Here is a 4,672-nt window from a genome sequence, read left to right as displayed (position 1 = left end):
GAGCATTATAACGAATGGCATCCGCATAGTGCGTTGGGTTATCGCTCGCCACGGGAATATCTGCGGCAGCGGGCCTGTAATGGGTTAAGTGATAACAGATGTCTGGAAATATAGGGGCAAATCCAATCCCTTTTTCATACTGTGTATTTCCCGGAGATATGAGGAAAGCCAGGACACGCTTTTTCCATCTGCATTCGTTGCTAAAGATAGCTTTGGTCACTACGACTTAAACCTTCCTGACTCACAGCTATTCGCCGGGTGATACGGCAACAAACGGATTGAAACATCATCCTGAAAATACCGATGCGTGCTGAACATCAACAAGCCTGCCCGGAACAACTCCGGGAGTTCCCAGCTACGTGCCACAAAGCAGGAAACATATTTCATGATGAGAATTATGCCCAGTCTGATGGCGGATAGACACTTATCTTTACCATGCCCGCTGAGTTATCTTGCAAATCGCCTCCTGTTTGAACTAAAAATAAATAACATATAAAACAAATAATTAAAGAAAAACCTTTGGTTTATGAAGAGCTCCGCAAGTGGTCATCTGGCTTCACATAGCATCTTCTTCTTAGAAAAATATCGACATATTTTGTGACACGAATTGCAAATCTGGTTTTGTTGTATGGATTGTGTGATTTTTGATCTGGTATAACAGGTATAAAGGTTCACCAAGACAGTAAATGAAGCTGGGCATCTCGCAATCTATGACAAACATCACTTCAGTTCTTTCTCATCGGGTGATGAAAACGCACTTCAGTCTGAAAGGAGTATGAAAATGAGATCAACAAACAATCTATTTTATGACTCTGGGTAAAATGGATTGAGTAAGTGATATAGCTTACGAACATTCAAATCAATTAAACATCAGAAGAGATTTTATACTCAGGTATTTAATCTGGTCCTCTGTATATTTAAATAATGTGGAAAGTGAATTTTCACAGGAGACCTTATACAAAAAATATAAAATACAGCTATCCGCTGCCAAAGACACTATAAGCCTGGAAAAAAATATTACACGACATAAATGCTAATTGTTTATGCGGGCTTTGTATTACTTTCTGTATCCTACAAATGAGTGAAATTTATGAAAAAGGCTAAAATACTTTCTGGCGTATTATTACTCTGCTTTTCGTCGCCATTAATTTCTCAGGCTGCAACACTGGACGTCCGTGGTGGATATCGTAGTGGGAGCCATGCTTATGAAACTCGACTCAAAGTCAGTGAGGGATGGCAAAATGGATGGTGGGCAAGTCTTGAAAGTAATACCTGGAACACTATTCATGATAATAAAAAAGAAAATGCCGCACTCAATGATGTTCAGGTCGAAGTTAATTACGCAATAAAACTTGATGATCAATGGACTGTGCGCCCGGGAATGTTAACCCATTTTAGCAGCAACGGTACACGCTACGGACCTTACGTAAAACTGTCCTGGGATGCGACAAAAGATCTCAATTTTGGCATTCGCTATCGTTACGACTGGAAAGCCTACCGACAGCAAGACTTATCCGGCGATATGTCTCGTGATAACGTTCATCGTTGGGATGGATATGTCACTTACCATATTAATAGTGATTTCACCTTCGCCTGGCAAACAACGCTATACAGCAAACAAAACGATTATCGCTATGCAAACCATAAGAAATGGGCGACGGAAAATGCATTTGTTCTACAATACCATATGACGCCAGATATTACGCCATACATAGAATATGACTACCTTGACCGTCAGGGTGTTTACAACGGTAGAGATAATTTATCTGAAAACAGTTATCGCATTGGTGTGTCATTTAAACTGTAGTAGACAGGAGACAGTCACAATGAATAAAAAAATAATGGCACTTGCTATCATAATGGCTTCATTTGCCGCAAACGCGTCTGTATTACCAGAAACCCCTGTGCCTTTTAAAAGCGGTACTGGAGTGATTGATAACAACACTGTCTACATTGGTTTAGGTAGCGCAGGAGCAGCATGGTACAAGCTGGATACGCAAGCCAAAGATAAGAAATGGATAGCCCTGGCGGAATTCCCGGCTGGCCCGAGAGATCAAGCAACCTCTGCATTTATTGATGGTAATTTGTATGTATTTGGCGGTGTTGGTAAAAACAGAGATGGGTTAACTCAGGTATTCAACGACGTACACAAATATAACCCCGAAACCAATACCTGGGTTAAATTGATGTCACACGCACCGATGGGCATGGCGGGTCATGTGACTTTTGTACACAACGGCAAGGCTTATGTTACTGGCGGTGTTAACCAGAATATCTTCAATGGCTATTTTGAAGATCTCAATGAGGCTGGAAAAGATTCAAAGACTATAGATAAAATCAACGCCAACTATTTTGACAAAAAAGCAGAAGATTATTTCTTCAATAAGTTTCTGTTGTCTTTTGAACCCTCTACACAGCAATGGAGTTATGCTGGTGAATCTCCCTGGTACGGTACGGCTGGAGCGGCGGTAGCAAATAAAGGTGATAAAACCTGGCTTATTAATGGCGAGGCAAAACCAGGATTGCGAACTGATGCTGTATTTGAGCTTGATTTCACTGGCAATAACATAAAATGGAATAAACTTTCTCCCGTCTCCTCACCGGATGGCGTAGCTGGCGGTTTTGCTGGTATTAGCAATGACTCTCTTATATTTGCCGGAGGAGCCGGATTTAAAGGTTCACGGGAAAATTACCAGAACGGTAAGAACTATGCGCATGAAGGCCTGAAAAAATCGTATAGCGCTGATATCCATCTTTGGCATAACGGGAAATGGGAGAAATCTGGCGAACTGTCACAAGGTCGGGCCTACGGAGTATCATTACCCTGGAATAATAGCTTATTGATTATTGGCGGTGAAACTACGGGCGGCAAAGCTGTGGCGGATTCAGTGTTACTCTCTGTGAAAGATAATAAAGTGACTGTGCAAAACTAACTTTTCAGGGCTCCAGTAAAGGAGCCCTGATATCAATTCATCATTTTAATTACGCGACATTTATATGAACGCAATAATATCGCCCGATTATTACTATGTTCTTACCGTTGCCGGTCAGTCTAATGCTATGGCGTATGGCGAAGGACTCCCGTTACCAGACAGTGAAGATGCGCCTCATCCCAGAATAAAACAACTGGCGAGATTCACTCAGACGCATCCCGGTGGCCCGTTATGTCAATTTAATGACATTATTCCACTGACTCACTGCCCACACGATGTCCAGGATATGCAGGGTTATCACCATCCTCTGGCAACGAATCATCAAACACAGTACGGCACCGTTGGCCAGGCACTACATATTGCGCGGAAATTACTGCCCTTCATTCCTGATAATGCAGGCGTTCTTATCGTTCCCTGTTGCCGCGGTGGATCGGCTTTTACCGCGGGCAGCGAAGGGGCATATTCAGAACAGCACGGAGCCAGCCATGATTCATGTCGTTGGGGAGCAGATACTCCGCTGTATCAGGATTTAGTCAACAGAACACGAACGGCACTGTCAAAGAATCCGCAGAATAAATTCCTCGGCGTATGCTGGATGCAGGGCGAATTTGACTTAATGACCAGTGACTACGCGTTACATCCTCAATACTTTAATCATATGGTTGAAGCCTTTCGTGAGGATTTGAAACAGTATCGTTCTCAGCTTAATAATATTGCTGCCGCTCCGTGGTTTTGCGGCGATACCACCTGGTACTGGAAAGAAAATTACCCTCATGCGTATGAAACGATTTATGGCAATTATAAAAATAATGCCTTAGCCAATATTATTTTCGTCGGCTTCCAGCAACAAGGTGAAAGAGGGCTGACGAACGAGCCAGATGAAGATCCGGACGATTTTAGCACGGGATATTACGGTTCAGCGTACCGAACACCAGAAAACTGGACGACGGTGCTACGCAACAGTCATTTCAGCTCAGCAGCCCGTCGTGGGATTATTTCTGACAAATTTGTTGAAGCTATTTTGCGGTATTGGTGCGAAAGGTGGTCGGGGAGTTTATTCATGGGGGATACTCTTATACGTTCTCAGAACAGGCAACAAAAAAACAAATGAGATCAAGGTAATATATCTTCGCTTGCGGGTTTGAACAGCAGGCAATTGCCAACATAAAAATCTGGCACAAGGGTGAACAGCGCGCGCCACATAAACCTCTGTTACTGCTATACGTATTGGCTGGCTACCAGCATGGACATCCACGCCTTTTCGATTATGGCTCGGAAATCTACGAACCTCTGCACAGTTTACTGGAACGTTTTGGATCACAGCATTCGCAGTATCGGCCTGATATGCCGTTCTGGCGATTACAAGGCGATGGATTCTGGCAATTAGACAATGATGATATGCTTAATACGGGCCGAAGACATTAGGCCATTGTTGTATCTGCTTTCATTCCTAAAAGCCCCTGTCGTTAATGCCAGGCGCATTATGCAAAGGAGAATGATTAGGTAAACAATAAGATTGAAAATCAGGAAAAGCGACTCGCAATAAATCTGAAAGTCGCCTTCACATTGTTAAAATATATCCCTTACCACTCCTGTGTTGTGAACTGTTCATCTGTAGTGGCACACTAAATTTGGCCACCTGAACAGAGGTGATATGCTCACCTCAGAACAACACAGGTGCTCCAATGAAAAAAAGAAATTTCAGCGCAGAGTTTAAACGCGAATCCGCTCAACTGGTT

General features: G+C 43.0%; 4 protein-coding genes and 1 pseudogene. 4 read left to right on the top strand and 1 reads right to left on the bottom strand.

Annotation, left to right across the window (positions count from 1 at the left end):
• A partial coding sequence (locus tag C7B16_RS25115; protein ID WP_219906391.1) for a hypothetical protein occupies positions 1-220 on the bottom strand: 220 nt, incomplete at its 3' end.
• Between the two features lie 870 nt (positions 221-1,090).
• On the opposite strand from C7B16_RS25115, the gene nanC reads away from it, so the two are divergent.
• The 4 genes and pseudogenes from nanC to C7B16_RS23715 form a co-directional block, all read left to right on the top strand.
• A complete protein-coding gene (nanC, locus tag C7B16_RS23730; RefSeq protein WP_000709387.1) occupies positions 1,091-1,807 on the top strand; it encodes an N-acetylneuraminic acid outer membrane channel NanC in 717 nt (238 codons plus the stop codon).
• Between the two features lie 19 nt (positions 1,808-1,826).
• Positions 1,827-2,933: an N-acetylneuraminate epimerase gene (locus C7B16_RS23725; protein ID WP_016262825.1), complete on the top strand. Its 1,107-nt coding sequence runs from the start codon at positions 1,827-1,829 to the stop codon at positions 2,931-2,933.
• Positions 2,934-2,997: 64 nt separating this feature from the next.
• On the top strand, positions 2,998-4,044 hold the full coding sequence (locus C7B16_RS23720) for a sialate O-acetylesterase (RefSeq protein ID WP_105266817.1): 1,047 nt from the start codon (positions 2,998-3,000) through the stop codon (positions 4,042-4,044).
• A gap of 14 nt (positions 4,045-4,058) precedes the next feature.
• Positions 4,059-4,343: pseudogene (locus C7B16_RS23715) on the top strand (restriction endonuclease); the annotation flags it as partial.
• Between the last annotated feature and the right edge of the window lie 329 nt (positions 4,344-4,672).

This window comes from Escherichia sp. 20412-1 (genome assembly GCF_003027595.1).
Taxonomy (GTDB): domain Bacteria; phylum Pseudomonadota; class Gammaproteobacteria; order Enterobacterales; family Enterobacteriaceae; genus Escherichia; species Escherichia marmotae.
The sequence above is the reverse complement of the archived record's forward strand: the minus strand, read 5'-3'. Positions and strand labels throughout refer to the sequence as shown.